The sequence below is a fragment of the Streptomyces niger genome (genome assembly GCF_000718305.1).
Lineage (GTDB): Bacteria > Actinomycetota > Actinomycetes > Streptomycetales > Streptomycetaceae > Streptomyces > Streptomyces niger.
On sequence record NZ_JOFQ01000006.1, the window covers coordinates 207,540 to 233,597 of the forward strand.

General features: G+C 70.5%; 24 protein-coding genes. 10 read left to right on the forward strand and 14 right to left on the reverse strand.

From position 1 onward, the window contains the following. Nucleotides 1-97: 97 nt before the first annotated feature. Both IF20_RS13495 and IF20_RS39920 read right to left on the reverse strand, forming a co-directional pair. Nucleotides 98-991, reverse strand: a complete 894-nt coding sequence (locus IF20_RS13495; protein ID WP_052865373.1) for a COG4705 family protein — start codon at nucleotides 989-991, stop codon at nucleotides 98-100. Between the two features lie 146 nt (nucleotides 992-1,137). Then, the gene (locus tag IF20_RS39920) at nucleotides 1,138-1,296 is read right to left on the reverse strand and encodes a hypothetical protein (RefSeq protein WP_234426653.1); all 159 of its coding nucleotides are present in this window, start codon (nucleotides 1,294-1,296) and stop codon (nucleotides 1,138-1,140) included. Between IF20_RS39920 and IF20_RS13500 the strand changes: the two genes are divergently transcribed. After that, nucleotides 1,291-2,310, forward strand: coding sequence for a bile acid:sodium symporter (locus tag IF20_RS13500; RefSeq protein ID WP_234426640.1), 1,020 nt, complete (start codon nucleotides 1,291-1,293; stop codon nucleotides 2,308-2,310). The genes IF20_RS39920 and IF20_RS13500 overlap by 6 nt on opposite strands. Here IF20_RS13500 and IF20_RS13505 read toward each other — a convergent pair. The 4 genes from IF20_RS13505 to IF20_RS13520 form a co-directional block, all read right to left on the reverse strand. After that, nucleotides 2,235-3,629: a sensor histidine kinase gene (locus IF20_RS13505; protein WP_052865375.1), complete on the reverse strand. Its 1,395-nt coding sequence runs from the start codon at nucleotides 3,627-3,629 to the stop codon at nucleotides 2,235-2,237. The two genes, IF20_RS13500 and IF20_RS13505, sit on opposite strands and share 76 nt — an antisense overlap. Further along, on the reverse strand, nucleotides 3,626-4,288 hold the full coding sequence (locus tag IF20_RS13510) for a response regulator transcription factor (protein ID WP_052865525.1): 663 nt from the start codon (nucleotides 4,286-4,288) through the stop codon (nucleotides 3,626-3,628). Before IF20_RS13510 ends, IF20_RS13505 begins: the two co-directional genes overlap by 4 nt. Nucleotides 4,289-4,606: 318 nt before the next feature. Continuing rightward, nucleotides 4,607-5,215, reverse strand: coding sequence for a phosphatase PAP2 family protein (locus tag IF20_RS13515; protein WP_052865376.1), 609 nt, complete (start codon nucleotides 5,213-5,215; stop codon nucleotides 4,607-4,609). Continuing rightward, nucleotides 5,212-5,895, reverse strand: coding sequence for a DedA family protein (locus IF20_RS13520; protein ID WP_052865377.1), 684 nt, complete (start codon nucleotides 5,893-5,895; stop codon nucleotides 5,212-5,214). Before IF20_RS13520 ends, IF20_RS13515 begins: the two co-directional genes overlap by 4 nt. 147 nt (nucleotides 5,896-6,042) lie before the next feature. On the opposite strand from IF20_RS13520, the gene IF20_RS13525 reads away from it, so the two are divergent. The 3 genes from IF20_RS13525 to IF20_RS13535 all read left to right on the forward strand — a co-directional run bounded on the left by IF20_RS13525 (nucleotide 6,043) and on the right by IF20_RS13535 (nucleotide 8,691). Then, nucleotides 6,043-6,411, forward strand: coding sequence for a BlaI/MecI/CopY family transcriptional regulator (locus tag IF20_RS13525; protein WP_052865378.1), 369 nt, complete (start codon nucleotides 6,043-6,045; stop codon nucleotides 6,409-6,411). Then, complete coding sequence (locus IF20_RS13530) at nucleotides 6,411-7,334, forward strand: M56 family metallopeptidase (protein ID WP_052865379.1); 924 nt, start codon at nucleotides 6,411-6,413, stop codon at nucleotides 7,332-7,334. Before IF20_RS13525 ends, IF20_RS13530 begins: the two co-directional genes overlap by 1 nt. Before the next feature lie 925 nt (nucleotides 7,335-8,259). Then, on the forward strand, nucleotides 8,260-8,691 hold the full coding sequence (locus IF20_RS13535; RefSeq protein ID WP_199896586.1) for a LysR family transcriptional regulator substrate-binding protein: 432 nt from the start codon (nucleotides 8,260-8,262) through the stop codon (nucleotides 8,689-8,691). A gap of 371 nt (nucleotides 8,692-9,062) precedes the next feature. Here the strand turns inward: IF20_RS13535 and IF20_RS13540 are convergent, their stop codons facing one another. Then, entirely contained in the window at nucleotides 9,063-9,632 is a 570-nt protein-coding gene (locus tag IF20_RS13540) for a DoxX family protein (protein ID WP_052865380.1), read from the reverse strand. A 389-nt stretch (nucleotides 9,633-10,021) separates the two neighbouring features. Between IF20_RS13540 and IF20_RS13545 the strand changes: the two genes are divergently transcribed. The 4 genes from IF20_RS13545 (at nucleotide 10,022) to IF20_RS13560 (ending at nucleotide 14,418) form a co-directional block, all read left to right on the forward strand. Beyond that, the gene (locus IF20_RS13545; RefSeq protein ID WP_199896587.1) at nucleotides 10,022-10,369 is read left to right on the forward strand and encodes a hypothetical protein; all 348 of its coding nucleotides are present in this window, start codon (nucleotides 10,022-10,024) and stop codon (nucleotides 10,367-10,369) included. A 229-nt stretch (nucleotides 10,370-10,598) separates the two neighbouring features. Further along, nucleotides 10,599-11,801, forward strand: a complete 1,203-nt coding sequence (locus tag IF20_RS13550; protein ID WP_052865526.1) for an acyl-CoA dehydrogenase family protein — start codon at nucleotides 10,599-10,601, stop codon at nucleotides 11,799-11,801. 178 nt (nucleotides 11,802-11,979) lie between these two features. Continuing rightward, nucleotides 11,980-13,110: a methyltransferase gene (locus IF20_RS13555; protein ID WP_199896588.1), complete on the forward strand. Its 1,131-nt coding sequence runs from the start codon at nucleotides 11,980-11,982 to the stop codon at nucleotides 13,108-13,110. A 120-nt stretch (nucleotides 13,111-13,230) separates the two neighbouring features. Beyond that, complete coding sequence (locus tag IF20_RS13560; RefSeq protein ID WP_052865383.1) at nucleotides 13,231-14,418, forward strand: beta-ketoacyl synthase N-terminal-like domain-containing protein; 1,188 nt, start codon at nucleotides 13,231-13,233, stop codon at nucleotides 14,416-14,418. 322 nt (nucleotides 14,419-14,740) lie between these two features. Here the strand turns inward: IF20_RS13560 and IF20_RS13565 are convergent, their stop codons facing one another. The 7 genes from IF20_RS13565 to IF20_RS13595 form a co-directional block, all read right to left on the reverse strand. Beyond that, a complete protein-coding gene (locus IF20_RS13565; protein ID WP_052865527.1) occupies nucleotides 14,741-15,346 on the reverse strand; it encodes a class I SAM-dependent methyltransferase in 606 nt (201 codons plus the stop codon). Nucleotides 15,347-15,923: 577 nt separating this feature from the next. Continuing rightward, nucleotides 15,924-16,979, reverse strand: a complete 1,056-nt coding sequence (locus tag IF20_RS13570) for an endo-1,4-beta-xylanase (protein ID WP_052865384.1) — start codon at nucleotides 16,977-16,979, stop codon at nucleotides 15,924-15,926. A 61-nt stretch (nucleotides 16,980-17,040) separates the two neighbouring features. Then, nucleotides 17,041-17,949 (reverse strand): alpha/beta hydrolase family protein, encoded by a 909-nt coding sequence (locus IF20_RS13575; protein WP_110944134.1) that lies wholly within the window; start codon nucleotides 17,947-17,949, stop codon nucleotides 17,041-17,043. Nucleotides 17,950-17,984: 35 nt separating this feature from the next. Continuing rightward, nucleotides 17,985-19,085, reverse strand: a complete 1,101-nt coding sequence (locus IF20_RS13580; protein WP_110944135.1) for a non-reducing end alpha-L-arabinofuranosidase family hydrolase — start codon at nucleotides 19,083-19,085, stop codon at nucleotides 17,985-17,987. 398 nt (nucleotides 19,086-19,483) lie between these two features. Next, complete coding sequence (locus tag IF20_RS13585) at nucleotides 19,484-21,001, reverse strand: GMC oxidoreductase (protein ID WP_052865385.1); 1,518 nt, start codon at nucleotides 20,999-21,001, stop codon at nucleotides 19,484-19,486. Between the two features lie 21 nt (nucleotides 21,002-21,022). After that, nucleotides 21,023-21,943, reverse strand: coding sequence for a sugar phosphate isomerase/epimerase family protein (locus tag IF20_RS13590; RefSeq protein WP_052865386.1), 921 nt, complete (start codon nucleotides 21,941-21,943; stop codon nucleotides 21,023-21,025). Further along, nucleotides 21,940-23,007 carry a Gfo/Idh/MocA family protein gene (locus tag IF20_RS13595; RefSeq protein WP_052865387.1) on the reverse strand — a complete coding sequence of 356 codons (1,068 nt, stop codon included), beginning with the start codon at nucleotides 23,005-23,007 and terminating at the stop codon, nucleotides 21,940-21,942. Before IF20_RS13595 ends, IF20_RS13590 begins: the two co-directional genes overlap by 4 nt. Nucleotides 23,008-23,120: 113 nt before the next feature. Between IF20_RS13595 and IF20_RS13600 the strand changes: the two genes are divergently transcribed. Together IF20_RS13600 and IF20_RS13605 are read left to right on the forward strand one after the other, a co-directional pair. Continuing rightward, the gene (locus tag IF20_RS13600; RefSeq protein ID WP_052865388.1) at nucleotides 23,121-24,395 is read left to right on the forward strand and encodes an ROK family protein; all 1,275 of its coding nucleotides are present in this window, start codon (nucleotides 23,121-23,123) and stop codon (nucleotides 24,393-24,395) included. A 259-nt stretch (nucleotides 24,396-24,654) separates the two neighbouring features. Beyond that, on the forward strand, nucleotides 24,655-25,989 hold the full coding sequence (locus IF20_RS13605; RefSeq protein WP_199896589.1) for an MFS transporter: 1,335 nt from the start codon (nucleotides 24,655-24,657) through the stop codon (nucleotides 25,987-25,989). Nucleotides 25,990-26,058 lie beyond the last annotated feature (69 nt).

A 26,058-nucleotide genomic window follows, 5' to 3' on the forward strand; every position in this document is an offset into this window, starting at 1 on the left:
CACGACTTGGCGTCCGAACGCCCCGGAGCACCGAATCCGCGAGGCGTGTCTCCAAGACTGCCTGAAGTGGTGCGGTCGCTGAGGTCAGCCACGCCGCTCAAGTGGATCGCTCATGCACCGGTTGTTCCGCTGCAACCTGCTGCATGGGAAAGGTACGTCGTTCTTGCGCGTGCGCGTAAGCCATCAACCCCAACAGGACGGCCAGCAGCACGGTCGAGGAACCGGCGGTGCCGAGGTCCAGGCCGCCCTTGGCGACCGGCTTGGTGAGGAAGTCGCCCGCTGTGGCCCCCAGCGGGCGGGTGAGGACGAAGGCGACCCAGAACAGCAGCACGTTGGGCACTGCCGGCAACTTCATCAGGGCGACGAGAACGGCGAGCAGCCCGATGACGAGCAGCGCTCCGCCGCCATAGCCCAGGCCCGAGCTGTCGGAGAGGAAGTCGCCCATCGAGGTGCCGAGTGTGTTGGAGACCAGGATCGCGGCCCAGAACAGCGCCTCGCCGCGGAAGGTGACGATGTCGCGGATCTGGAGCGTCATGCCGCTCGCCTTCCAGGCCGCAAAGATGATCAGCAGGAGCGAGATCAGGATCGCCGCGCCGGCCGGGTACCCCAGGCCGAGGCCCTGTGGTCCCCAGCCGAGAGACGTGGCGCCGCCGGTAAGGTATTCCGTGCTGGCGTCGCGGTTCATGAAGTCGGACATGGTGGTGCCGGCCATACTGGTCGACAGGATCACCGTCCAGTAGAAGAACGGGTTGTAGCGGCGTGAGCGCAGCTGCACGACCAGGGTCACCACGAAGACGAGGAACAGCGCGATCGTGGTGAGGAAGTAGCCGAGCTTCAGGGTCTGGGCGAAGAGGTCACCAGCCGTCTCGCCCAGGGTCGTGGCTGCGATTTTCATGAACCAGAAGGCCATGGTCACTTCGGGGAGCTTCTTCAGCACCGTCTTGGTCGTACCCGCGACACCAAGGTCGGTGAGCACTTCGGTCTTCTCCAATGTCAACGCTCCGGTCGGTGGTCGGGCAAAGCGCGCGCTCAGTGGTCGTCAGCGCCCGTGAGCGGGGCCGCCCCTACGCGGCCGCCGTAACACCCGACGCTGGCAGCAGGAGCCTGAACGCATCCTGAACGCCGCTTGTCGGGAGGTCAGGCCTCCTGCGGGCCTTCTGCCGGCGCCGCGGAGACGTCCCGGCGTGTCACCGCGAGATAGCCGACCAGTCCCAGGATGACCGTCAGGAACAGCGCGCTGGTGACCACCGTGCCCAGGCCGAGGCCACCGCCGCCGGTCGGCTGGGTGGCGTGCACCGACTGCCGGTGCACGCCACCCCGGCCCTGCTGTCGCTCGTCCTCTTCTCGGCGGGCCTCCAAGTCCCCGTCCGTGCGCTCGGTCGCCTGCTCCGGCGACCGGGGACCGTGCTGGCGGGGCTCACCCTGCACCTGGCGATCCCCCTGCTGATCATCCCGTTCGTGGCATTTCTGCTGCGCCGCTCCCCCGACACAGACGGTGGGAGCGGGCTGCTCACCGCGGTGATCCTGATCGTGGCGATGCCCGTCGCCGCCGGGGCCACCGTATGGACCGGCAAGGGAGGTGGCGACCAACCGACGATGGTGGGACTCGTACTGGCCTCCACCCTCCTGAGCCCCTTCACCGTTCCTCTGCTGCTCCAAGCCCTGACGCCGCTGCTCAGCAACGGTTACGCGCGCTCCCTCACGGCAACCGGCCACGCCGGCAGTGGTGGTTTCGCACTCGTCAGCGTCGTACTGCCCTGCGCGGCAGGCATCGTGAGCCGGCTCGCGATGCCCGCGCCCTGGCTCCCTCGGGTGGTGGACACGGTCGTGCCCGCTGCTCTGCTGGGCTCACTTCTGCTGACGTACGTGAACGCCAGTGGCGCCCTGGGTTCCTTCTTCGCCCGGCCCCGCCCGCTGCTGTTCTGTGCTGCGGTCGCTGTGGCGTCCCTGGTGTGTCTGTCGTCCTTCGTTCTCGGCCGGCTGGCGGCCCGACTCCTGCGGCTGGACGCTCCGGCAGCGTCCTCTCTCACCCTTGCTTGCGGTATGAACAACAGCAGTGCAAGCGCGGTCCTTCTCACCACCACGCTGCCCGACAAGCCGCATCTGCTCCTGCCGGTACTCGCCTATGGACTGCTGCAGAAGACCGCGGCGAGCCGCGTCGTACGACGGGTCCACCATCGTCCATCACGTCCGGCGACGCCCCAACCTCCTTCTCCTGAGCGGCTGTCCCAGCTTCACGGTGGCGGAGCGGAAGGGCTCGCGGGCAGACTGACCACGAACCGCGCTCCGGGGGCGTTTCCTGGTTCGTAGGTCACGTCACCGCCGACCGAGCGGGCCAGGCGTCGCGCGAGCGGCAGGCCGAGGCCCGCTCCGCTGTGTCCGTCGTCGGGATCGGCTCGACGGCCGGGCTGGAAGAGCTGGTCGGTGAAGGACGCCGGCACACCGGGGCCATCGTCGGTGACGTCGATGCGCACCGTGCCGGGCCCCTGGTGCGCGAGCACCGTGACGGTCGAACGGGCATACCGCAGTGCGTTGGTGAGCAGAGGGGAGACGATGCGTTGGAGGAGCGCGGGCATCACCTCGGCGAACACAGGTTCAGTGGGGCCGGTGATGACGATCGTCGTGTCGGCCGGGGCCGGCAGGGTTTCGGCCAGACCGTGCAGGGACGGCACGGTGTCGGCGGTGCCGGGCACGGTGGTGGCGCTGTCCTGTGCGTCGCGCAGCAGGGTGTCGCAGATGGTGTGCATGCACCTGGCGGCGTCGGCGATGGCGTGGTGGGTGGCCAGGGTTTCGGTTGCGGAGCGCGGGCGCGCTTGCCACCAGTCCAGTTCGGCGATGATCCGGCTGAGCGGCGTGCGCAGTTCGTGCGAAAGCTCCCCGGTCAGCTGTCGTTCGTGACGGAGCACCGCGCGGGTCCGGTCCAGAAGGACGTCCAATGACATACCCAGGCGCGCCAGTTCGGCAGGCCGGTCCAGGGTACCGAAGCGTTCTTCGGAGGCGATGGCGCTCCGGTGAGTGGCCTGGTCCGTCATGGTGCGCACGGGCCGGAGGGCCCGCCCGACCACCAGCTGCGTCATGACGTAGGTACCGATGAGCGTCACGGCGTCCAGCGCCAGCGACCCCACGAGCAGAATGTCCGCCAGTTCCTGATACGGCGTCAGGTGAAGGGCGGTGACCACGGTAACCGTGTCTTTGCGGGCAGGCACGGGTCGAGCACACAGTCGCACGGGGCCGTCTGCGCTCATCGTCGTGCAGCGATGCCTGCCGCGCCGGAGTAGTCCGCCGGCGGCTCTCGTCAGCGGGCTCGTGGTCGAGGTGGACGGCGGCTGTTCGATCAGCCGGTCGCGCACGTAGATCCAGGCGTTCGTGTCGAGCAGCGTGTCGTCGGGGACCTCCAGCACCCGTGGCACCGCTCCGCTGGTGTCGACGGTTGCAGCGACGGCGGCGGCCCGGGCATACAGTTCGTCGTCCGCCTGGCGCTGGAGATGGTGGCGCACCATGAGGTTGAACGCTGCGGTGAGGAACACCATCACCAGCGCTGCGACGGTGAGGGCCGCCAGGGAGAGCCGGCCGCGTAGCGTGCGCGGCACCAGCGAGAAGGTACGGATGCCGGGAGCCGAGGCGCTCATGACAGCCGGTGCCCGACCCCGCGAGCGGTACCCAGAGTCAAGCCGCTGCCCGCGTCCCGCAGCTTGCGGCGCAGTCTGGTCAGGTACTGGTCGAGCGTGTTGTCGCTGACCCGGGCTCCCTCGGGCCAGGCCGCGCGGACGAGGTCCCGGCGGCGCACGATGCCACCCGAGGCGGCTATGAGAGCAGCCAGCAGACGGAACTCCGTCGGAGTGAGGTCGAAGCGGTTGCCGCGGACGAGGAAGCCGTGCTGAGTGGCGTCGAGAACGAGGTCGCCGGCCTCGGCCATGGGGCAGGGCCCGGCGCGTTTGATGACGGCCCGCAGTCGTGCGGCCAGTTCGGCGAGGTGGAACGGCTTCGGCAGGTAGTCGTCGCCGCCCGCGGAGAAGCCCGACAGCCGGTCGGCGAGCCGGTCGTACGCGGTCAGGAAGACGACGGGGGCCAGAAACCCGTTGGCCCGCATCGCCTGGCACACGTCCCGGCCGTCCGCATCGGGCAGCCCGATATCCATGACGGCCGCGGTCACGTCCCCGGTGGCCAGCCGCAGGGCGGCGGCACCGTCGGGAGCCGGCAGGGGCTCGAAGTCCTCGTCCCGCAGGCCGCGCAGGAGGACGTCGCGCAGCGCGTGATCATCCTCGACGACCAGAATCCTGTGGCGCATCATCACTCACGTACCTTCGCAGCGGGGCCGTCATGGGAGTGGTGGCTGCCGCCGGCAGATACCGGATGGCGAGGCAGCGGCACAACCCCAGCCACGCGAGGGCGAACAGCCGGCCGTCGAGGACGTCGCTGAGCCAGTGCACCCCGAGACAGCAGCGGTGCGCGGCGGACCATGCCAGCAGGAATCGGTCCGTCCGGAACGGCGTGCCACTGCGACTGGTCACGACGATGGCCAGTACGCAGAACGCCACCACGGCGCCGGCACCGGCTGCCGGGGTGGCGACCTTCGTCCGACACGGTCCGGCGTCCGCGGCATGGTTCATGACGCCAGCAGCAAGGGGCGCAGGCGGGTGGCCGCGAGGTGCCCGGCGAGGGCACCCGGCACCTCGCGCCTCAGGAACAGCCCCGCGCACAGCGCGACGAGTCCGCCGACCACGGCCCCTGCCAGGACATCGTGCGGATAGTGCGCGCCGACCCAGACGCGGGAGGCGGTCATCGCGCAGGCGGCCACCACGGCGACGGCGCCGAGGCGGCGGGAGACGAAGAACAGGATCACGGCGGCCGCGGCGGCGATGGCGGCGTGATTGCTCGGGAACGACCAGTCGCCGGGTGCCGGGCACGCCTCCAGTGTGCTCACGTGCAGACTGTGGCAGGGCCGGTCCTCTCGCACCGCGAACTTCAGGACGGAGTTCGCCCCGTACGCCACGGCCACGATCACCGGCGCGGTCAGCCCCGTCAGTGCCGCCGTCGCGCTCCGGTGCCGAGCGCGCCACCAGCCCACGGCCATGAGCAGCGCGACCAATGCCAGGCCGTACGTCGACCAGGTGACAACCGTCTCGTCCAGCCAGCCGGGTGAGCGGTGCGCGAGCGACACGACGCCGGTATAGGCCGGGCCGTCGATCCGCGAGCCGTCGAACGCGAGGATCATCCGCGCGCCTCCTCGGCCTGCGCCCGCTGACGAGAGCGAGAGCGGCGGGAGCGGTACACCTCGGCAGCGAGCGGGAGCAGCGAGACCGCGACGATCACCGCGATGACGGGGAGGAGGTACCGGTCGACGTCGGGCACGGAGGAGCCGAGGGCGTACCCGGCCAGGGTGAGGCCGAAGGTCCAGATGAGGCCGCCGACCGTCTGCCACAGGGTGAAGGTCCGCGCCGGTACGCCCAGTGCGCCCGCCATGGGGTTGAGCACCGTACGTACCACCGGTACGAACCGCGCCAGCAGGATCGCCTTCGCGTATCCGTACCGCGCCAGCAGTTCCTCCGCCCGGCGTGCCCCTTCGTGCAGCCGGGGCGAGCGGCTGCGGGCCAGCAGAGTGCCGCCCGCCTTGCGGCCCAGCAGGTAGCCGCACTGCGAGCCGGCGAGAGCACCCACCGCGGCGACGGCGAGCAACGGCGCGAGCGACAGGTGCATGCCCTGGACCGCGGCGCCGCTGCTCAGCAGACCCGCCGTGAAGAGCAGGGAATCCCCGGGCAGGAAGAAGCCGATCAGCAGTCCGGTCTCGGCGAACAGCACGACGCCGACGCCGGCCGTGCCGAAGGCGGTCAGCAGGGACTGTGCGTCGAGTAGGTTGACAGCGAGCTGTGACGACAAGCGTGACGCTGTGGTCATCGTCGGCGCCCTTCCCCTTCTGGACGATCGGATGCTGAACGATCGGATGCTGGACGATCGGATGCGAAGGACGGCACCCGACGAGTGACTACAATGATGTAGACGGTCTACTGGACTGTAGACGATAGCAGGGTGAGGGACATTTCCATGACCGACGCGAAGGACGAACGCCGGCCGGCGGGTGAGCTCGAAGCCGCCGTGATGGCCACACTCTGGGCCATAGGCACCCCGCTCACCCCGGGGCAGGTGCAGGCGGAACTGGATTCCGGGTTGGCCCGTACGACGGTGACGACGATCCTCTCCCGGCTGCACGAGAAGGGCATCGTCCGCCGCGAGCGGCAGGGTCGCGGGTACGCCTACCACCCGGTCCAGGACGGCCCCGGCCTGACCGCCCGGCGCATGCACACCGAGCTCGCCCGCGACACCGACCGGGAGACCGTCCTCGCCCGCTTCGTCGCGCAGCTCAGCTCCGACGACGAGCAGCTCCTGCGCCGACTGCTGGAGGCCGATGAGTGATGACCGTCCTGCTGATCGTTCCGCTGCTGCTCCCCTTCGCCCTCCGGCCGTTGTCCCGGCGCGTACTGGACCGCCTCGCGCCGGCCACGGCATTGTGGGCGCTGACCTGCGCGGCGGTCACGCTGGCCGGCTGCTCCCTGGCCGCTCTCGGCGCCTTCGCCCTGACCGGCCTGCTCAAGCTGCCCGTTTTCGCGGTACTCGGCGAACTCGTCCACCCCCTGCACACCGCGTCCGACCTCTTCGCCGTCCCGGCCGCCGCGCTGTCCGCCGGTGCGCTCGCGGTCAGCACATGGGCCCTGGTCCGCTGGGCAGTGCGCCAGTCCCGGGCCTTCCGCACCGCACAGGCCGAGGCCGGGGCACACCCCACCGCCGGTGACCTCTGCATCGTCGATTCGCCACGCCCCGACGCGTACGCGCTGCCCGGCCGCCCACACCGCATCGTCGTCACCACGGCGATGCTCCGCAGCCTCTCCGCCGCCGAGCGCGAGGCACTCTTCGCCCACGAGCGCGCCCACAACCACGGCGGCCACCACTACTTCCTGGCCGCCGCCGACCTCGCGGCACACTGCCATCCGGGGCTGCGTACGACGCGCGAGGCGATCCGGCTGGCGACGGAACGCGCGGCCGACGAGTCAGCGGCCCGCGTCGTCGGCGACCGGAAACTGGCCGCACGAGCGATCGGCAGGGCCGCACTCGCCGCCCGGCACACCCTCGCCGAACGGCCGGCCTTCACCCCCGCGGCCGCCGCCGGGCCGGTCCCCCAGCGCGTCGCCGCCCTGATGACAGCCCCCCGCGCGCCCCGCACAGCGTCCTGGATCTGCCTGCTGCTCCTCGCCTGCACCGCGGTCTCCGCCGGCACAGCGGCGACCGGTGTCCTCGCCTTCCACCACGACGTCGAGGTCGCTCAGGGCGAAGAACGCTGACCCTCGCAGCGCAGCCTCCGACGGCCGCAGACCGGTCAACCTGAACGCAGTCCGAGTGCCGGACTGCGACATCGAGTGACGGCAGGGCGAACCGTGCTCGCCCCATTGACCAGCATCCGCGCCTGGCGCATCCTGCGACACAGTCGGACACGGCTGTCCTACGATGCCGCCTGGCGCCAGGCCCGCGTGCTGAGCTGTCCAGACGAGGTGGTCTACCGGCTTCACGGCCATCAAGCCGACAGTTTCCCGCACCCGGACAACGCGCCCAGTGGCCGCAACCCATCGGATCCTGTCTGAGCGTCCGGGTGAAGACACCGTGGTTCGCTCCGACCTCAGGCCGCGTTCTCCATAGCGCGGCAAAAAGACAGCGTGTTCGCGCGAAGAGCGGCGCGGGGCAACAGCTCAACCGCCCCGCGCCGTTACAACGGCGCTGCTGCCTCATCCAGAGCGCCTCATCGCGGCGAGGCGTCCCCTTTTTTCAGGACGAGGCACTCCAACATGATCCGTCATCTCGGCCGCCGCGGTATCGGTACTGCGTCTGAACTGCTCCAAGAGGCCGGCGCAGAGCCTCTACTGAACCTGATGCCTCGTCAGGAAAGTCAGCGTTGGGTGAGCATTGGTCCGCCCGGAGACGGTCAGAGATGGTCACACCCGCAACTTGAGTTCTACCCGGCACAGTGGACCTGACCAACAAAAGCGCTGGTCAGAGGCCACCGGACGGAGATGCTGCGACTTGCCTCGGGCGTTCGAGCGATCCCCCGCGTCGCCCTTACAGGAGATCTTGGACCGCCCACGGCCGTCGGTGTTTTGAGGATGATGGAGAGCTCATTTGTGATCCGGACTGATGGGGTGGTCACGCCTGAGACTCCCCGTTTGGTCCTGCGTCGCTGGCGCGAGGAAGACGTTGCGCCCATGGCTGCCATCCATGCCGACCGGCCGAGTCGGTGACGGCAGCGGCCGGGTCCCCGCCGAACACCCATGGAGCGGCCGCACAACGATCACCCTGGATGAACTGGTCACCGAGCCACTGGTCCTGATGTCCCGCTCGAACGTGGCATGGCTGGTCGTCGACGAGGCGGTGAGCCGGGCGGGACTCACCCCCGCCGCTGTCACCGAGTCCGGCTCAGCGGCCTTCGCCCAGGCGCTCGCCGCGCAGGGGCGAGGGGCCTGCCTGGTCACCGACGACGCCCGCTTCGGCCTCAAGGAGCTGATCGTGCAGACGCCGGACGCCCCGCCGACCGTCCCCCTCCAGGCCGGGCGGGACGCCTCCCACTATGCCCACTCAGCGCTCCACGCACCGATCGACGGCCTCCGCACCCACCTCGCCCATCGCATCCGCCGCTGCCCGGGACTGTGAAAGGCGGTTCGCCGACTGGAACGAACAGCTCAGTTGTCAGTGGGTGGTGTGCGCCGTTCAGGTGGTCGGTCCGGACGCGGGCGCGGCCGCGGGAACAGTTGCCGGCCACTGTTCACCCGCGGGCGCGGGGAACCTCGGCCCCCGCGGCGGGCCCGCTTGCAGGAGCGGCGGACCCGATTGCAGGAGCGGCGGGCCCGCTTGCAGGAGCGGCGGGCCCGCTTGCAGAAACAGCCACTCCGAAACCGCTGGGCGGGCGGCCACCGGATCCTTGTCCGACTCAGGACCCGGCCGGCGCATCGTGTCCGGCCGGGCCGCACAAGCGGTGACAGCCAGCAGTCCCGCTGCCCCCGCGACTGTTCGGCCCCGCCTGCTCAGTGGCGCGTCAGAAGCGTCGCGGCCGCCAGTACGGCGCCGATCAGGAGGGCTGCCGCCCCGTGTGCGAGGCGGTGCGCGCGCAGCCCCGGGAGCATCCGGTCGACGGCGTACCGGCCGGGACCGGTCAGGGCCAGGGCCGCGGCGCCGGCGGCCAGCAGGAACGCGTACTCCACGCCCTTGGGCAGGAAGAAACCGCCGCTCGCGTCCACGACGACGGCATTGACCATCGTGCCGAAGACGGCGGCTCCCGCGAGCGGGGTGATCAAGCCGAGCACCAGACCGAGTCCCCCGAGCATCTCGGTGGTTCCGGCGACGGCGGCCATCGTCCTGCCCGCCGGATATCCCATGCCGGTGAAGGCCGCGCCGATGCCGTCGAGGCCGAGACCGCCGAACCAGCCGAACAACTTCTGCGAGCCGTGCGCCGCGATGGTCAGTCCGAGCACGACTCGGAGCAGCAGGAGCCCGGTGTCGTACGCGTGCGCGGATGCTGCGGGAGTACGGGCACTGGTGGCCGTGGGCTCGGCGCTGGTGGCCGATGCGTCGAGAGTGGCTGGAGTGAGAGGCATGAGCGGAGCTCCTTGTGTCGGACGGGGCCTGGCTACTGATCTCTGCGTGCCGTCACGGGACGAATGCCGGCGAAACCACTTGAAACCGTTGTCTGCGCCCACATCACGGCACCTCCCAACGAGGGACGTGAATACGGGCATCGGATTTCTTGTTCTTCGCCGCCACCCTCTTAGCGGGCATCAACGCCGTTTCCGCGCCATGTCGTTGCGATGCCGTTCACGTCAACTGCGGCTCAGTATTGCGGAATTGGCGTGGTGATTCAGCTTTCATCGGCAGGCAACTGCCGAGAAACTCCGGGCCGTCGGCGAACTGGTGAACTCTTCAACAAGCCCCAGAGGGCGAACGCAGAACCCGCTCACAGAAACCCGCTCACAGAAAGAGAGAGTTCATGTTTGCTTCTTCCGGCAGGATACGGACCGGCCGCCCTTCGTACACCCGACGGCGGCTGGTGCGGGCCGCGGGGACTGTGGTGGCCGCCGGCGTGATCGCCGGCTTCGCGGGGGCAGGCACCGCTTCGGCGCACGACAAGACGCCGACCGGCGGTCTCACGAGCCCGGTCGGTGAGTCGGCGGGCGCCCTGTGGCACCACCTGGAGATGTACCACCTGAGCGACCCCACGTGGGAGGTGACCAGCATGCTCACCGATCCGGCCGGCAACCTCAAGATCCACGGGCAGATGGCCGACGACGTCCTCTCCCCCGTCGTGGGAGCTTCCGTGGGCGCACTCGGCGGCTGATTTCCTGTCGTGCCGTCCGTTTGACGGCATGTCGTCGTGCCGGTCGGTCCGGGGAAGCCACTGCATCAGCGGCCCTCCCCGGGCTGTTCGGCAGGGTGGTCGATTTCCATGTCCGGTGCCGCGCGGAGGCCCTGTATTCGCTGCGCGGGAAATTCCGTGGCGAAGAGGGGAAACGGTGAGCACTGTGGAGACAGCAATGATTTCCGCCGAGGCCGTGTCGAATGCACCGATGACGTCGGAGCCGGAGTTCGTGCGCCGTGCCACGGAACTCCGCGAACTGCTGGCGCGGCATCGCGTCACGGGCGACGAACAACGCCGGCTGACCGACCAGGTGATGGCCGGGCTCGCCGGAGCCGGGCTGTCCCGGATGTGGGTGCCGAAGCGGTTCGGCGGATGGGAATGCGACCTGCGCACCATGGTGGACACCACCATCGAGGTGACGAAGGGGGATCCTTCCGCGGGATGGGTGCACTGGATCCTCGGCTGCGGTGACTGGCTGGCCGGGCTGTTTCCCGAGGCCGGCCAGGCGGAGGTGTACGCGACCGGGCCGGACACACACGTGTGTTCGGTCTTCGCCCCCAGCGCGACGGCGCGTCGCGTCGCCGGGGGATGGACGGTCAGCGGCCGGTGGAGCCCCGCTTCGGGCAGCGCACACGCCCAGTGGGCGATGCTCGGCTTCCCCCTCCCCGCTGAAGCGGCGGCAGAGCACCTGGGCAGTACGGCCGCGGCTCAAGGGGACCTTGGTTTCGCGCTGGTCCCCATGGACGAACTCCACGTCGAGGACACCTGGTTCACCACGGGTATGCGCGGCACCGGCAGCAACACCCTCTCCGGCGAGGGCCTTCTCGTACCCGATCACCGTGTGCTGTCCGTGATGCCGGCCGTACGCGGCGATGCCACATTCCAGGGAGGCGCGTCCCACAGCCCCCGGTACCGGTCGGCGTTCCTGCCGACCCTGGTGACCCACATGATGGGCCCCTACATCGGGATGGCTCGCGCCGCGCTGGAACTCGTCTCCGAGGACGCGTCGACCCGCGGCATTTCGTTCACGGCGTACGGCAGGCGCAGCGACTCCACGGCGTTCCAGTTGGCTGTCGCCGAGGCGACGGCGCGGGTGGACGCGGCCACCGCGCTGGCACACAGCGCGGCCGACGCCATCGATGCATACGCCGTCGCCGGGACGTACCCCGATGCCGTCTTCCGCGCCCGGGTCCGCCTGCACTTCGGGCATGTGGTGGCCCAGTGCTGCGAGGCGGTCGACCTGTTGGTCTCCGCGCACGGCGCTTCGGCCTTCGCCGAGGCGAGCCCGCTCGGCGGCATCGTCCGCGACATCCAGACGGCCGGCCGGCACGCGTTCGCCAGCCCGGTGGTCAACAAGGAGGTGTTCGGGCGCGCGGTGCTCGGTGTGGAGAACATCACCGACTTCATCTGACGCGCCCTCACACGCCCTGACACCCCCTGCCCCTGACACACCCTGTCCCGGACACCCCCTTGTCCCTGACACGCCCTGACACGCCCTGACACGCCCTGACGCGCCCGAAGGGCGACCGGTCACGGCGGGAATTCGGCCCGCCTCCAGCAGTCCGCCCCACTACAGCAGGGAGACAGTCGTGCCCGCAGCCGAAACGGCACCACGCGGTATTCAGGACATGATGTTCAACGTCTTCATGGCCCGCGCTCTCTATGTCGTCACCTCGCTCGGCATCCCCGACCTGCTCAGCGACCGGCCGCAGTCCTGCCGCACCCTGGCGGACAAGACCGGCGTACGCGCCGACTCGCTGCACCAGGTCCTGCGGGCGGTGGCGAGCACCGACGTACTGCGCACCGTTCCCAGCCCCGAGTCCGGGGACGGGAAGGAGAAGGGGGACAGGAACGAGCAGGCCTACGCGCTGACCCCTGTCGGCGAGACGCTGTGCACCGGTCATCCCAGCGGCACCCGTGACATGGTGCTCACCCTGCAGGGCCCCATCTGGGACGCGCTGACCGTCCTCCCCCAGCGGCTGACCACCGAGCGGACGGGGACGGAGCTCGCCCTCGGCCTGCCCTGGTTCGACTATCTGCGGCAACGCCCTGACCGGGGCGCCGCGTTCGACCGCATGATGATTGCCGTGCACGGTGATGAGCCGGCGGCCGTGGCCCGCGCGTACGACTTCTCCTGGGCCCGGCACCTCACGGACATCGGCGGCGGTGTCGGAACCCTGCTGCTGGCCGTGCTCCGGGAACACCCCCACTTGTCCGGAGTGCTGTTCGACCTGCCCGAGGGTGCGGAGCACGCCCGTGAGTACATCCGGGCGTCCGGAATGGCGGATCGCTGCGTCACCGAGAGTGGGAGTTTCTTCGACACGGTGCCGCCCGGGTCCGACGCGTACCTGCTGTCGCACATCCTGCACAACTGCGACGAGGACGCCTGCGTGCGCATCCTCCGCTCCTGTGCGGCGGCGATGTCCCCGCACAACCGATTGCTCGTGGTGGAAATGGTGCTGCCCGCCGGCGACGAGCCGCACCCCGGCAAGATGCTGGACCTCGCGATGGTCACGCTCACCACCGGCCGTGAACGCACTGCGCAGGAGTACGAGGACCTGCTGGCCCGGGCCGGGCTCCGCCTCCGGAAGGTGATTCCCACCGACTCGGCGGTCAGCGTCCTCGAAGCGGTCCTGGAGACCGGCCGGGTCCTGGAGACCGGCTCGGTACCGGACACCGCCTCGGTACCGGAGACCGGCCCGGTACCGGAGACCGCGTAGACCCAGCCCAGACCCGGAGTTCATGGGTTCCGACGGGCCGACGACGCCCCGGCCGCACCCGGCTCGACAACAGAAGTCATCAGCTTGAGGCCCACCCTAAACCGTTCAACGAGGTGCGACATGTTCAAAACAGGTATACCGATCGTCGGCATCGGTGCGGTGACCGGCTACGGCTGGGGAATCGACACCATGTGGGACGGCCTGTCCAGTGGCCGTCCCGCCGCCCAGCAGTGGCACGAGCTGGGTGGCCGGTTCCCGGAGGGCTGCTGGTTCGCCCGGGTCCCGGAGGGCGAGGGACCAGCGCGCGAGAACAGCGGCACGTCACGGTACGCACAGGCCTACGCCGCCGCTGTTGACGAGGCGCTGCAGGACGCGCGGGACGCGGGCTGGGAACCCGGCGAGCGCGTGGCGATCGTGCACGCGACGACCCGCGCCGACCTCGAACTCATGCGGACCCGTTATCTGGACCCCGGATCCGTCAGCCCGCGGCGTTCATACGTGGAACAGGCGTGGACCACTCCGCCGGGCATGGCCATGATCCGGCACCAGTTCTCCGGCCCTTCCCTGGTGGTCAGCGCGGCCTGTTCGTCCGGGCTGCATGCGCTGGCCGTGGCACAGCGGCTGCTGGACTGCGGCGATGCGACCGATGTGGTGGTCACCGCGGCCGACATCGGGTTCGACGGCGAGGAAATGACGCTGTTCGCCTCGCTCGGCCCGCTCATTCACGACGCTCCCCCGGAAGCGGTGTGCCGGCCCTTCCAGTCGGGCTCCCGCGGCTTCGTACTGGGCGAAGCGGCAGCCGCTGTGGTGCTCAGCCGTTCGGCCACGGCCCGTCCGTACGCCAGGCTGCTGTCGTCGACGCTCGGCAATGACGCCTACCATCCGGTGGCGATCAAGCCCGACCACGTCCAGATGCTGCGCGTCGTCGACGACGCGCTCGCCGCCGCCGGTACCGTGCGGTCCGAGGTGGAGTACTACAGCGCTCACGGCACCGGTACCGAAGAGTGCAACCAGGCCGACACGGCAGTACTGGACCACCTCGGCCAAGCGGCGGGCTACGGCCTCAAACCGCTGCTCGGCCACACGATGGGCGCCGCACCGCTGATGGACACCGTGGTGATGGCCGCCTCGTACCGGGAGGGCCGACTCCCGGTACCGAAACCGGTCTCGGACGGGCACCCCCGGCTCGCACGGGACGCCATCGAACGCGACAGCGGAATCACGCTGCAGCTCGGCATCGGCTTCGGCGGCAACATCTCCGCCGCCGTCTTCGACGCCCCGCCGCCTCCCGGACAGGCAGCAGCCTGAAGCGTACGTCCGCTGCGACGCGCCACGGGGTGACCCGACGCGGGTCACCCCGGCGTCCCGAACCGGCATGAGGCGCACGAGGCGATCCGGCGTGCTGGTCGGGAAGGGGTCCGCCGGCCATCACGAGACCGACGAGGCGATCTGCGCGGGGCTCGCCGTCCGGACTCGCGCCCTGCTGCGCGGTGCGAAAGAGCTGCCGGACCGACAGCGCGACGGCGGCCGAGACAGGTCGCGAACCGGCGGTCGCAGCAGCCACCACGCGGCACCCGCCGCCGCCCTGGCAGCCGCACAGCCGCTCAGGGGTGCGGACGCTGAGCGCTCCTCACCTGCGGTGGACGCTGACGGCATAGCCGCCGCCCTCGTACGGATCAGCGTCCCAGGTGGCGAAGCGGTCAACGAGGGCGAGGCCGGCCGCGGCGCAGTAATCGTCGTACTCCGACAGCGTGATACTGGGCGGCACAGGCAGGTGGGCGGCGTCCAAGCCGAAGCCTGCGACCATGAGGCCGCCCGGTCGCAGGGCCGCGGCCAGACGCTCGACCACCGTGGCCTCGGTGCTTTCCGCGAGCAACGGGAAGATGTTGCCCGCAGCGACGACGAGGTCGAAGCCGGCCGCGCTGCCGAGCAGGTCCGGCTCGAACTCGGTCAGATCGACCTGGTACCAGGGCAGGCCCGGCGCCTGCTCCCGCGCCACTGCCAGCATCGACGCGTCGCGGTCCACTCCGACACAGTCGTACCCGAGCTCCGCCAGCCGGATCATGACCCGCCCGGTACCGCACCCGGCGTCCAGCACCCGCGCTCCGGCAGGCACGAGAGCCGCGCAGAACCGCGCCTCACCGTGCACGTCCTTCCCACTGCGGGCCAACGCCGCGAACCGCGCGGCGTACTCATTACCGGACGTCTCCCCGGTCAGCTCATTCCAACGGCTCATGAGATCCACAGTAGGCCCGCTGTGTGCCTCCACCGGGCCACCTCGCTGACGGCGGGCGGTGACCGGGTGACCGTGGTGACGGCCGACGCGTCGCGGACGGCTTCGGGTTCTGAGGGGCGCACGCCGTATTGCCCGAGGCTCACACAGTGCACATTGTGCGCGAATTCACTTTCGCGCTCTCTTGTACAGCCAGCAACAGGTCAAGAGCGCGTCCTACGTGGTGAGGCGTTGGAGGCGCTGGTGGAGGCTGATCTCGCGCGCCGCGTCCTCCCGTTTCTCACAGATTCCCGCCGCGTCTGTAGCCGACCCACAATCGGCCACCCTGCCCGGCGCGGGTCGGCGTGGCCTCGCCGCCATGGACGCCTGGCTGGTGGGCCGTCGTCAGCCGGAAGTCCCTGAGGAGTCCTGAGGGTGAGAAGTCCCTGCCGACAGAGTGGATCAAGAAAATTCCCTCAAACCTGTAGGTCAAGGGGTTGGCCGCGCACACGTGCCGGACCAGAGCCTCCGCTCCGTCCGGCGTTGTGCACGCATGGAGGTGCGGAGACCCGGCAGGACGGCCGCCGGGCCTCCGCCGGGTTCAGCTCGCGGCGCTGTTCAGCGCCGCGAGGACCGCACCGTACGCCTCCTTCTTCTGGTAGTTGCTGTTGAAGGGCAGCGGGGTTTCCTGGGAGCGCCAGGAGTACTTGTCGGTGACGCCCCAGACGGTGATGCCGTTGCACCGGGCGACGGCCACGCATGCCTGGGTGACCTGCCGGTACACATTGGCCTGTGCCGCGCCGGACCCCCCGACGTCGAGTTCGGTGATCTGCACGTGCACGCCGAGGTCGGCGAAGCGTTGGAGGTTCTGCCGGTAGGTGCTGAGGTCGGAGTTCGAGGAGAGGTGGCTCTGGAAGCCGACGCAGTCGAGCGGTACGCCACGGGCGCGGAAGTCCTTGACCATCCGGTAGATGGCGTCGCTCTTGGCGTTGATGCCGTCGGTGCCGTAGTCGTTGTAGCAGAGCTTGGCCTTGGGGTCAGCTGCTTTCGCGGCGCGGAAGGCGTCCTCGATCCAGCCGTTGCCGAGCTGCTGCTGGAGGTTGGACTGACGGCGGCTGCCGTCCCATTCGAACGCCTCGTTGACCACGTCCCAGGAGTCGATCTTGCCCTTGTAGTGGCCGGCGACCCCCGCTATGTGGTTCCGCATCGCCTGGCGCAGATTGTCGCCGGTCAGCCCTTGTACCCAGCCGGGCTGCTGGGCGTGCCAGACCAGGGCGTGGCCGCGGACGAACTTGCCGTGCTGCTGGGCATAGGCGACGAGCTGGTCGCCTCCGCTGAAGTTGAACTGCCCCCGGCTGGGCTCGGTGGCGTCCCATTTCATCGCGTTCTCGGCGACCACGCTGGAGAACTCCCGGTTGAGGGTGGACTCGTAGTCGGTCTCACCGAGGTGCGGGGCGACCGCGGCGCCGAAGTACCGGCCGTGCTGGGCGGCCGCGCCGCCGAGGGTGTCGGCGGCCTGGGCGGTGGGCGAGAACGCCAGGACGGCCGCTGCCGTCAGGGCGCCGGTCGCCGCGGCGGTGAGCGCCGGCCGGGCGCGTCGCGAAGTGTGTCGCGAGGCGCGTCGCGGGGTGCGGCTTCTGGAGGGTCTGTCGGGCATTGGTGTGCCTCTCTTATGGGGGGTGGCGGTGCAGGGCCTGGACTCGTACGGCCGTCGGCCGTCAGGCCAGAGCGGATTCCCAGCGGGTTCCGTCGCCGGTGGCATCGGCGGCGAGCCGGTCGCGGGCGGCGGTGTCGTCGTACAGGCGCCAGCGGAACCAGTCCACGAGGGTGTTCTGGGTCCGGTCGAAGGTGGGGAACCCCGGGTTCAGGTACGCGGCGTGGTCCGCGCCGACGTGCGTGAGGAACGCTTTGGGTGCACGCAGTTCTGCGTACGCCCGTCGGGCCAGGGCGTAGTCGCAAGTCGGGTCCTTGTCGCCGTGGATGAACAGCACGCCTGCACGGACCGAGGCGGCGAGGTCGCCCATGTCCACACAGGCGACCGGGACGGCGGCGACGATGCGGTCGTCGGGCCAGGCGGTCACCAGGCCGTGGGTGGTCATGCCGCCCATGGAGTGCCCGGAGACGCCGACGCCGGCCGCGGTGTCGATGCGTCCGGCGAAGGGGCCGCCCGGGGCGTCGTTGAGCGCCAGGGTCCGGGTGATGACCTCGGAGACGTCCTTCGACCATTCGCCTCCGTAGACGGAACCGAGGTTGGTGTTGTCGGAGAACGAGGGAGCGGGGCAGATGAAGCCGGCGGAGGCTATCGCATGGGTCTGCGAGGCGTACGAGTCGGAGTTGCCGCCCATGCCATGGCTCCACTCGGCGACGGGGAACACACCGTCGGCGAGAGGTGCGTCGGGAACAGGGGCGCCGCCGGGAGTGCCGGGAGTGGGGTAGAAGACCTTGGTGAACAGTGAGCGGGCACCTCGGCTCCAGTGGAACTGGCGCACTCCGACGGCGAACTCCCGGGCGGGCGCCGCCCGTTCGGCGCCGAAGGCACGGTGCAGCCCGGAGCCGAGCAGGGGGGTGCTCAGGCCGACTGTCGCGGCCGCGGACAGGCCGAGAAAGGTGCGTCGTCTCAACGACATGCGTGACTCCTCGTGGGGGGGGAGGTGAGGGGGTCTCAGCAGGCGGAGCCGGTTTGCGTGGCCAGGCCGAGCCGGTAGGGCAACTGCGAGTACTCGCCACTGGAGTTGGGGTCCCGGCCCTGGTAAAGGAGCTGGAGGCGGCACGGATCGACGGTCATGGTCTGATCGTTGGTGGCGCGGATCAGCTCGCCATGGCTGATGTCCTTCGTCCAGGCGCCGCCCGGGAAGGTGACATTGGTGGAGCGGGCGAAGGGGTTGGCTTCGGTGGCGGCGAGGGGCTGCCACGTGCCGGTCAGGCCCTTGGCGGTGTAGGAGCGGTAGTAGCGGTTGCCGTCGGAACCGATGGCCTCCCACATCAGCAGGTAGGTGTCGGTGCCCTTGACGCGGTAGACCGCGCCCCCTTCGAACAGGGCGGTACGGGAGTCCTGGAGCACGATCCGGGTGTTTCCGAAGCCGTTGGGGAAGTTGGCGACGGTGGTCTCGGACCGGTACACGTGGCCGTTGTCGTCCGCGGAGAACAGGTAGCACTTCGCGTCGTCGCAGATCACGTAGAAGTCGAGCCAGTTGCCGTTGCCGATGTTCTGCCGGACGACATCGGGCATGCTGTTCATCAAGTTCTTCGGCGCCGACCAGCTGGTCGGGTCGTTGATGTTCTTGGTGGTGGAGTACGACGGCAGCCCGGTCTGGTAGACGAGGTACCACTCGTCCTTGGGGGCGAAGTAGAAGGCGTGCGGGGCGGCGCGGTAGCCGGGGCCGATGCGGGAGGCGGTCTCCAGGTGGGTCTGCTTCGCACCGGCGGCCTGGGACCAGTCGGAGAAGCTGGTGTGGGCCAGGCTCCAGTCACCGGAGCCGCGCGCGGCGGTGGTCATGAAGACGTGCCATCTGCCGTTCTTGTCCTGAACCACCGACGGGTCCTTGACGGCGACGGAGTTGCTGCCGTCCGGCTGCGGTGAGATCAGCGGCCCCGTGGAAGACCATCGAAAGCTGCCCGGCAGGCCCTGCTGCGGGGCGCCCGCCGGCGTCGCTCCCTCGGCGGGCACGGCGAAGAACGCCGTGAGCAGGGCGATGAGCAGGGCCACATAGGCGTGGCGGCGACGGGGGTGGGGACGGGGGCGGAGACGATGCGGTAAGAGCATGGGCAACTCCTGGCGACTCGACCGGTGGACCCGCCTCACGACATCTGGTGCGCCCGGCCGCACGAGGACCGTGGCCGCGGAGTCGGGGGAGCCTCACCGGATCAGGAAATGGGGGGTGGAGCGCATGCGGTGGAGCGGGCGGATTCGGCCGCCTGTACAGCTCGGACTGGTCTCGTCCGATGCACGGCCGATATATCGAACAACAGCCGGGCCTCCGGACGTAGGAATGATGGGGCGCTTGACGGTGCCCGGTCAATGCTCTGCCCGCAAAAGTTTCCATCTTTGCTGCGCGAAAGTTTCGATACCTGCAATGAGCGGGCGACCGAGAGGCGCCAGGGCGCACCTGGGCCGCACGGCGGTCGCCGCCATTTATCGTTTTCGGTGGAGGACGGTACGGTTCAGGCGGTGCCGATGCCCGCGTGATCGGTCGGCGTGCTCCGCTCGGCCATGGAGGCCAGATGGTCCAGGAGTGCGTGGGCGCCCCGGACGGCGAGGGCGACGGACGTCAGGGTGGGGTTGCAGGCGGTGGCGGTCGGGATGACGTTGTTGCCGGCGATCCACACTCCGCGGGTGTTCCAGACGCGGCTGTGACTGTCGCAGACGCTGGTGCCGTCGTCGGCGGGGCCCATGCGCGTGGTGCCCTGGTAGTGCAGTGAGCTGCCCGCGGGCAGCAGGAGGGGGCTGTCGTCGAGGGGGATGCCGACGGCGGCTCCCGCTTCGGCGACGGCCTTCTTGGCCTGTTCGATGGTGGCCAGGTCGCGGTCGCTGTAGCGGTAGCGGATGCGCATGGCGGGCAGCCCGTAGGCGTCGGCCTCGGTGTCGGTGAACTCGATGCGGTCGTCGGGGTCGATGTCCTTGGCGCAGAACCAGCCCAATCCGACGACGGTACCGGGCTCGACGTCGAGGTCGCCGGCGAGCGGGACGGGGGAGGCATCGAGTTGCATCACCTGGCCGTGGAAGGGGTGCGCGTCGGTGTACGGCACCCAGCTGACGCCGCTCTGGGGGACGATGGCGCCGTCCTCGTCGCGGGTGCGGCCGGTCACGGCGCGGTGGGCGGCGACGACGTCATCGGGCAGCCGGACCGCGTAGACGATCTGCGGCTGGTCGTTGAGGTAGCGGCCCAGCGCGGGCGGGCGGATGCCGGAGGCGTGCAGCAGCTGCGGCGTGCGCAGGGCGTCCGCGGCCACGACGACCGCCCGCGCGGCGACGGTCGTCTCCTCATCGGTGACCACGTCGCGCACGACGACCCCGGTGGCGGTGTCCCCGTCCATGACGATGCGCAGGCCCAGGCACCGGTCGGCGATCTCGACGCGCTCATTCGCCACCGCCCCGCCCAGTACGACATCGGTGCCGGTCCACACGTGGGCGCCGTCGGAACGGGTGGTGACGGCCAGGGGCATGGGGCCCACGCGCCGGTGCGCGGGTCGGGCGGGGTCGAGGAGCGCGGAGAGCCGGCGGCGTACCTCGTCGGCGAAGGGGGCGTGGTCGAAGGCGTGGGCGTCGACGTGCAGGAGCTGCTCGGCGCGGGTGAGGTGGGCGTCCATCTCGGCGTCGGGGATGAAGCCGATGCGTTCGCCGTCGCCGGGGCGGGGGCAGGCGCCGGTCCAGTGCGCGCCCATGCCGCCGACGTTGGTGGAGAGGGCGGCGGCGGGCAGTTCGGGCGAGCCGAGCAGCCGGGTGCCGGGGCGGCCCGCCGGGCCGGGGCCCTCGGAGTCCCGCTGGGCGCGGGCTCGTTCGCCTGGGTCGGGGATGTTCTTGACGTGGGTGCCGGGCGGATCGGTCAGGCGCGGGCCGGCGTCGAGCAGCAGGATGCGCGCGGTGGGGTGCTGTTCGTACACCTCGCGGACATAGGTGCTGCCGGTGGGGCCGCTGCCGATGACGACGAGGTCGTAGGCGGTTGCCGAGGGGAGGGACATGGAGGGCTCCGGGGTGAGAGGTCAGGCCACTACGAGAGGGCGGAGGGTGTGGTGGGCGATGGTCAGGCCCTGGCAGACCTTCTCCGGGGTGCCGCCCCACAGCGGGTCCTCGTGCTCGACGGAGAGGGTGCCGGTGAATCCGGCCTCGTACAGCCGGTCGACGACACAGGTCCAGTCGACCTGGCCGCGGCCGGGGACCCGGTAGCGCCACCAGCCGGTGGCCCACGGATCGGCGTGTTTGGCGGTGGTGCCGAAGAACCCGTACCGGTTGCGGGCGACCGGGTCCAGTTCGATGTCCTTGGCCTGGGCGTGGACGATCCGGTCGGCGTACGGCGTGATGGTGGCCAGTGGGTCGATGCCCAGCCACATCAGGTGCGACGGGTCCCAGTTGAGGTACAGGCCGAGGGAGAACATCCACTCCCACAGCTCAGGAGAGTAGGCGATGTTGCCCGGGTAGCCGTCGGGGTGCCAGCCCTCCATCACGCAGTTCTCGATGATCAGCTTCACGTCGCGCTCGCCGGCATAGGCGACGAGTTCGGGCAGGACGCGTTCGGCCTCGCGCTGGTTCTCGGGCACGCTGCGGGCCGGGTCCCGGCCGATGAAGGTACCCACGTACGGCACGCCGAGCGCCTGTGCCGCGTCGATTGCGTACGTGAGGTGGGCGCGGATCTCTTCGCGCCGTACGAGGTCGGGGTGGAGGTTGTTCTCGTAGTACGCCAGAGCCGAGATCTCCAGCCCGGTCTCGCGCAGCAGCCGCCGTACGCGCTCGCGTTCCTCCGCATCGAAGTGCGCGACGTCGATGTGTGACGCTTCGAAGTCGCGGCCGCCGGTGCCGGGCCAGACGGCGACCTCCAGACGCTCGTAGCCGGTCTTGGCGGCCCGGTCGGCGACGAGCTCCAACGGCCAGGTGGGCAGGCAGGCGGTGAGCATGCCGAGCTTCACGCGGGGATCTCCGTCCAGGTGGCATCGGCGGCGGCCGAGTCGAGTACGGCCTGGGTCAGCCGGGCGGCGCGCAGCCCGGCGTCGAAGGTGGGCAGGCCGTCCGGGATCTGGCCCCGGACGGCGGCGTAGGTGTCGGCGACGAAGTCGGCGAAGCACTCGTGGTAGCCCTGGGGATGTCCGGCGGGCAGCGCGTCGGGCCGGCCGCCGGCGCGAGCGGGGTCGCGGGTCAGCGTGCGGTTGGCGTGCGGGCCGCCGACCCAGAGGCTTTCGGGCTTCTCCTGGTCGAAGACGTAACTGGCGTCCGGACCGTCGAAGGAGAACCACAGCCGGTTCTTGCGTCCGGCGCTGGCCTGGCTGATCACCAGGGAGCCCAGCGCCCCGTCGTCGGTCCGGAAGGAGATCACGCCGCCGTCCTCGGTGGCCGACGGACGTCCCGCGCGCACGGGGTGGGCGTTGCCGAGCACGGCCTGCACCGCCGTGATGCGCTGCCCCGTGACGAACTCCATGAGGTCGCACCAGTGGATGCCGATGTCTCCGAAGGCCCGGCTTCCGCCGCCCCGGGCGGCATCCACCCGCCAGTTGTCGGCGTCGGGCGAGGCGAGCCAGTCCTGCAGATAGGAGCCGTGCAGCAGCCACGGCCCGCGGGTGCCGGCGCCGATCAGCGACCGCGCCAGCCGTACCGAGGCATAGAAGCGGTAGACGAACGGCACCGTGGCCACGCGGCCCGTGCGCGCCGCGAGGTCGGCCAGGTCGGCCGCCTCCTTCACGGAGACGGCCAAGGGTTTCTCGCAGACCACATGCTTGCCGGCCTCCAGCGCCTGCCGGGCCATGTCGTAGTGCAGGTGGTTGGGTGTGCAGAGGTGGACGACGTCCACGTCGGAGGCGAGCACCTCCTCGAATCCGGCGGGTTCGGCGCCGGGCACGGCCTCGGCCAGCTCCTGGGCGCGTCCTGGCGAGCTGCCGACGACCAGGCGTACGCGGCCTCTCGCCGCCGTCACGGCGCGGGCGTGCACGGATCCCATGAACCCCGTGCCCACGATCGCGGCCTGAATCCGCTGCGTCATGGCAGCCTCCGGCTTCTCTTTGAAACGACGCGACGCCGGGCACTATTGCACGTCGTATGCAAAAGTTGTCAAGGGTGTGCGCCGCCACGGCGGAAGTGCGGAATGATGGCCGCATGCCACGCCGACCGCCCACCGCCATCGACCAGTACGAAGCCCTCTCCACCGTCGTGCGCCTGGTGCGCGGGAACCGGGCGCGCACCCGTCCCGAGCTCGGCACGACCGCCCTCCTGGGGCGGACCGTCATCTCCCAGCGGGTGGAGGAGGCCATGGATCTCGGGCTGCTGGAGGACGCCGACGTCGGCCCGTCGAGCGGCGGCCGGGCACCCAGGCGGCTGCGCTTCCGGGCCGAGGAGGGGCTCGTGCTGTCCGCGGTCCTCGGTGCCACCGCACTCGACGTGGCCGTCACGGACCTCGACGCCCGAGTGCTGGCACACCGCCACCTGGAATGGCCGGTCGCCCGCGGGCCCGAGGAGACCCTCGGCTTCCTCGACGACCAATTCGCCGACCTGCTCAAGGAGCGTGACCCGGGGCGGCTGTGGGCCGTTACGATCGGCGTGCCCGGCCCCGTGGAGTTCGCCACGGGCCGGCCCTCACAGCCGCCGATCATGCCCGGCTGGGACGGCTTCGACATCCGCGGCCGGCTCCAGGACCGCCACGGCGTACCGGTCTGGGTCGACAACGACGCCAACCTCCTCGCCCTCGGCGAGGCCAGGAGCACCGGCCTGGACGACGACCAGCATCTGATCTTCGTGAAGGCCGGCACCGGCATCGGCGCGGGCGTCGTCAGCCGGGGCCGCATCCACCGCGGCAGCAAGGGCGCCGCGGGCGACATCGGGCACGCCCGCGTCCTGGAGGACAACTCCGTGATGTGCCGGTGCGGACGTACCGGCTGCCTGGAGGCGCTCGCGGGTGGCTGGGCACTGGCCCGGGACGCGGTGAGCGCCGTGCACGAGGGGCGCAGCCGCTTCCTGGCCGACGCCCACCGCGCCACCGGAGAGATCACTCCGGCCGACATCGGCCGCGGCGTCGTCGCGGGGGACGCCTGGTGCCTGACCGCCGTGGCGCGGGCCGCCGAGCGCATCGGCAGCCTGATGGCCGCGCTCGTGAACTTCTACAACCCCGACTGCCTGGTCTTCGGCGGAGGCGCGGTCACCGGCGGGGATGACACCTTCCTGCGCGTCGTCGACCACACGGTACGCAGCCGGGCCCTGCCTCTGGCCTCGGCGGACCTGACCATCCGGGCCTCGGCCGCGGGCGAGACCGCGGGCGTCGCGGGCGGGGCCCACCTCGCCGTCGAGACCCTCCTGGCCGCGGACGCGCTCGCCACCTGGGCGCCCGGCGGAAGGCCCTCCGCGGTGGAGCCGGCCCGCCTTGCCGGCGGGGCGTGAGACGCCGGCGAACTGCTGCCGTATCCACGGGACGGCCGGGGCTGATACCCCGGCCGTTCGTCATCAGCGATGGCTATGCCGTGCAGATGGAGAACGAGAAACCATTGACTTATGTCTGTGGCGTGCATAAGTTCCGTCGGCAGCGAGCGGACTCGGGACGAGATCCGCCGCGGTCCCGGCAGCCGCCCGCAGTCCCCCGCCTTCTGTGCGTCGTGGCGGCATGCCCTCTGCCTCCTGAAGGGACTCGACGATGAGTGCCGTGCCCTCTCCCGCCAGCGCCGTGCCCCCCACCTCCACCGCTACGCTGCCCTCGCCGACCAAGGCCGCCCAGTTCGGCTACGGGCTCGGTGACCTGGCGTCCAACCTGACCTGGACCACGCTGACGGCGTTCCTGCTGTACTACTACACCGACGTCGCCGGGCTGGCTGCCGCCACCGCCGGCACCATCCTGCTGGTCGGCCGGATCGCGGATGCGGTCATCGACCCGGTGGTCGGTCTGGCCGTCGACCGCACGCGCAGCCGCTTCGGCCGCGCCCGCCCTTACCTGATCTTCGCAGCGCCCGTCCTCGGCATCGCCCTCGCCCTGGCCTTCTCCTCACCCGGCCGCGGCACCACGGCGGTGGTCTGGGCAGCGGTCACCTTCGTCGCCGTCGGCATCAGCCACTCGCTCGTCAACGTCCCCTACGGCGCGATGCTGCCCATGCTCACCGACGACGCCGACACCCGCCTGAAGATGAGCGGCTACCGGTTCGCCGGCGCCTCGCTGGGGCTGATCGCCGTCTCCCTCGCCGTCATGCCGCTCGTCGGCGCCCTCGGCGGCGCCGACCGGGCCCGCGGCTTCACCGGCATGGCTGTCGTCCTCGGCGCGGTCGGCACCCTGCTCTACTGGATCGTCGCCCTGCTGTGCCGCGAACGCCCCGCCGCACCGGTCGCCCGGGAGGCCACCACCTGGCGCGCACTCGCCTCGTTGCGCGGCAACCGTCACTGGCTGGGCGTGAGCGCCGCGTCCCTCATCGCATTCGTCCGCCTGGGCATCATCACCGCCGGCGCCGTCTTCTACGCCCGCGAGGTCCTCGACGACGGCTGGGCGACCAGCTACATCCTCCTCGCGTTCTCCCTGTCGGCCTTGATCGGCTCCCTCGTCACCCCCTGGTTCCTGCGCCGCACCGGCAAGCGCCGCGGCATCAACACCGGCCTGGCCGCCACCGCGCTCCTGTACGTCCTGCTCTTCTTCCTGGACGGGCAGCCGATGGTGTTCCTCGCCGTCTTCCTGTTCGCCAACCTCATCGGCGGCTTCGGCTTCGTCGCGGCCCCGGCGCTCGTCTCGGACACGGTCGACCACCACGAGACCCTCACCGGCCGCCGCGACGAGGGCCTGCTCTACGCCGGTTACAGCTTCGCCACCAAGGTCGGCACGGCGCTCGGCGGCTCCCTCTTCGCCTGTGCCCTGGCCTGGGGCGGATACCGCGCCGACCACGTCTCCGCGCAGGCGAGCCGGGCCATCGAGTGGGCCTTCATCGGACTTCCCGCGGCACTCTGCCTGGTCCAGGCGGCCTGCATGGCCCTCTACGGCCTGGAAGACCGCAAGGACTGACCTCGCAGCCGCTCCCGCACGCGGCCCGAGCGAGCCCGACCTCTGCCTCTCCCCCACCATCCCGTCACG

Bases quoted from the DNA above. Each gene is read 5' to 3' on its own strand.
- IF20_RS13505 (WP_052865375.1), bottom strand. From the start codon at position 3,629: ATGAGCGCCTCGGCTCCCGGCATCCGTACCTTCTCGCTGGTGCCGCGC.
- IF20_RS13530 (WP_052865379.1), top strand. From the start codon at position 6,411: ATGACCGTCCTGCTGATCGTTCCGCTGCTGCTCCCCTTCGCCCTCCGG.
- IF20_RS13560 (WP_052865383.1), top strand. From the start codon at position 13,231: ATGTTCAAAACAGGTATACCGATCGTCGGCATCGGTGCGGTGACCGGC.
- IF20_RS13575 (WP_110944134.1), bottom strand. From the start codon at position 17,949: ATGTCGTTGAGACGACGCACCTTTCTCGGCCTGTCCGCGGCCGCGACA.
- IF20_RS13535 (WP_199896586.1), top strand. From the start codon at position 8,260: ATGCCGACCGGCCGAGTCGGTGACGGCAGCGGCCGGGTCCCCGCCGAA.
- IF20_RS13525 (WP_052865378.1), top strand. From the start codon at position 6,043: ATGACCGACGCGAAGGACGAACGCCGGCCGGCGGGTGAGCTCGAAGCC.
- IF20_RS13570 (WP_052865384.1), bottom strand. From the start codon at position 16,979: ATGCCCGACAGACCCTCCAGAAGCCGCACCCCGCGACGCGCCTCGCGA.
- IF20_RS13540 (WP_052865380.1), bottom strand. From the start codon at position 9,632: ATGCCTCTCACTCCAGCCACTCTCGACGCATCGGCCACCAGCGCCGAG.
- IF20_RS13545 (WP_199896587.1), top strand. From the start codon at position 10,022: ATGTTTGCTTCTTCCGGCAGGATACGGACCGGCCGCCCTTCGTACACC.
- IF20_RS13565 (WP_052865527.1), bottom strand. From the start codon at position 15,346: ATGAGCCGTTGGAATGAGCTGACCGGGGAGACGTCCGGTAATGAGTAC.
- IF20_RS13520 (WP_052865377.1), bottom strand. From the start codon at position 5,895: ATGACCACAGCGTCACGCTTGTCGTCACAGCTCGCTGTCAACCTACTC.
- IF20_RS13600 (WP_052865388.1), top strand. From the start codon at position 23,121: ATGCCACGCCGACCGCCCACCGCCATCGACCAGTACGAAGCCCTCTCC.
- IF20_RS13580 (WP_110944135.1), bottom strand. From the start codon at position 19,085: ATGCTCTTACCGCATCGTCTCCGCCCCCGTCCCCACCCCCGTCGCCGC.
- IF20_RS13595 (WP_052865387.1), bottom strand. From the start codon at position 23,007: ATGACGCAGCGGATTCAGGCCGCGATCGTGGGCACGGGGTTCATGGGA.
- IF20_RS13585 (WP_052865385.1), bottom strand. From the start codon at position 21,001: ATGTCCCTCCCCTCGGCAACCGCCTACGACCTCGTCGTCATCGGCAGC.
- IF20_RS13550 (WP_052865526.1), top strand. From the start codon at position 10,599: ATGACGTCGGAGCCGGAGTTCGTGCGCCGTGCCACGGAACTCCGCGAA.
- IF20_RS13510 (WP_052865525.1), bottom strand. From the start codon at position 4,288: ATGCGCCACAGGATTCTGGTCGTCGAGGATGATCACGCGCTGCGCGAC.
- IF20_RS13515 (WP_052865376.1), bottom strand. From the start codon at position 5,215: ATGATCCTCGCGTTCGACGGCTCGCGGATCGACGGCCCGGCCTATACC.